The following is a 1,201-nucleotide window of genomic DNA, read 5'->3' as shown; positions in this document are numbered from 1 at the left end:
GTCCCCGGGACGGCGGTGGGAGACGCCGCGCCGGTGGTCGACCTGCCGCCGCAGGGACCGCAGTTCCGGCGGCGGGACCCCGGCTGAACCGGGCGGCGCAGCTCCCGTCCCGGCCCGCCGCCGTGCGCGGGGCGGCGGCTCCGCGGCGGTGCTCCGCCCTCGGCGTTCAGCGTCGCAGTCGGCTCGGCTTGCTGCCGCGCCCCCAGGCCATGCCCCAGCCGTACAGCCGGTCGATCTCGGACTGGAAACCGTAGACGTACCTCACCTCGCGCCGCGCCACGAGATCGCCGCCCTCGTGCTCGAGGAGCAGCACCGCACAGGACCGCGCCTGCGGTGAGGGGTCGGTGAGCGGCACGTCGACGTGGGTGCCGTTTCCGGCGTCGAGCGTGACCGAGACGTCGGCCCGGTCGAACGCCGGGGTGCCGTCGTAGATGTAGACGAACACCAGCAGCCGCTTGATCTCCTCCTGGTGGTCCAGGTTGGCGTAGAGCACCTCGCCGGAGCCCCCGCCGAAGCGGTCGTCGCCGCTCAGCTTCAGGTAGGGCGGTCCGTTGAACTCGCCCAGGAGGTCGCCGAGCGACTGCACCACGCCTTTGCTGCCGTCGTTCAGTTCGTAGAGGCAGGCGAGGTCGAAGTCGACGTCGACCATGCCCTGGGTGTGGCCGACGACCTCGGCCGGCCGCAGCAACTGGAGCGGATGGCGCCAGGCGTTGAGCTTGCGGTGGTTCTTGCCGCCCATCAGGTCGTTGGCGCGCATGCGCCAGGTGAGGCTGATCCGCAGGGTCCCGGAGGCGGCCCCCTGCGCGGAGAGGGAGATCTTGGGCGCCCGGCGGGTCAGTTCGATGGCGTAACTGGACGAGCCACCGCTGGCGTCGAACCTCGCCACCGGCGTCCGGGCGCGGCGCCAGTAATCCCACAGCGAGACCATGCTCTTGTCCTACCGTCCGCTTCGCCCTGATCGGTGGCCGGGCGGCACGGGGAACCGGCCCGGCCGCCGTACCCGGGTGGCGAGGCCGGGAACGGCGGACCGGTGCCCGCACACGCTGGCGAGGCGCGACCCGTCCCGGGGTTCGACCCGAGCGGGGCCGGCCTCGCCCTAAAGACTTCCGCATTCGCGGCCCGCTCACACCTCGCGGGGCCGACCGGCTGCGGGAGCGGCCCGATCCGGTCCCCGCTGACGCCGCCCGTCCCGGGACGGGCG

Annotated in this window: 1 protein-coding gene; it reads right to left on the bottom strand. The window is 73.5% G+C overall.

What is annotated here, in order from left to right; genetic code table 11:
• Positions 1 to 166: 166 nt before the first annotated feature.
• Complete coding sequence (locus HCJ92_RS24180; protein ID WP_167935730.1) at positions 167 to 928, bottom strand: Tellurium resistance; 762 nt, start codon at positions 926 to 928, stop codon at positions 167 to 169.
• Between the last annotated feature and the right edge of the window lie 273 nt (positions 929 to 1,201).

Source organism: Streptomyces spiramenti (assembly GCF_012034385.1).
Lineage (GTDB): Bacteria > Actinomycetota > Actinomycetes > Streptomycetales > Streptomycetaceae > Streptomyces > Streptomyces spiramenti.
The sequence above is the reverse complement of the archived record's forward strand: the minus strand, read 5'-3'. Positions and strand labels throughout refer to the sequence as shown.

Bases quoted from the DNA above. Each gene is read 5' to 3' on its own strand.
- HCJ92_RS24180 (WP_167935730.1), bottom strand. From the start codon at position 928: ATGGTCTCGCTGTGGGATTACTGGCGCCGCGCCCGGACGCCGGTGGCG.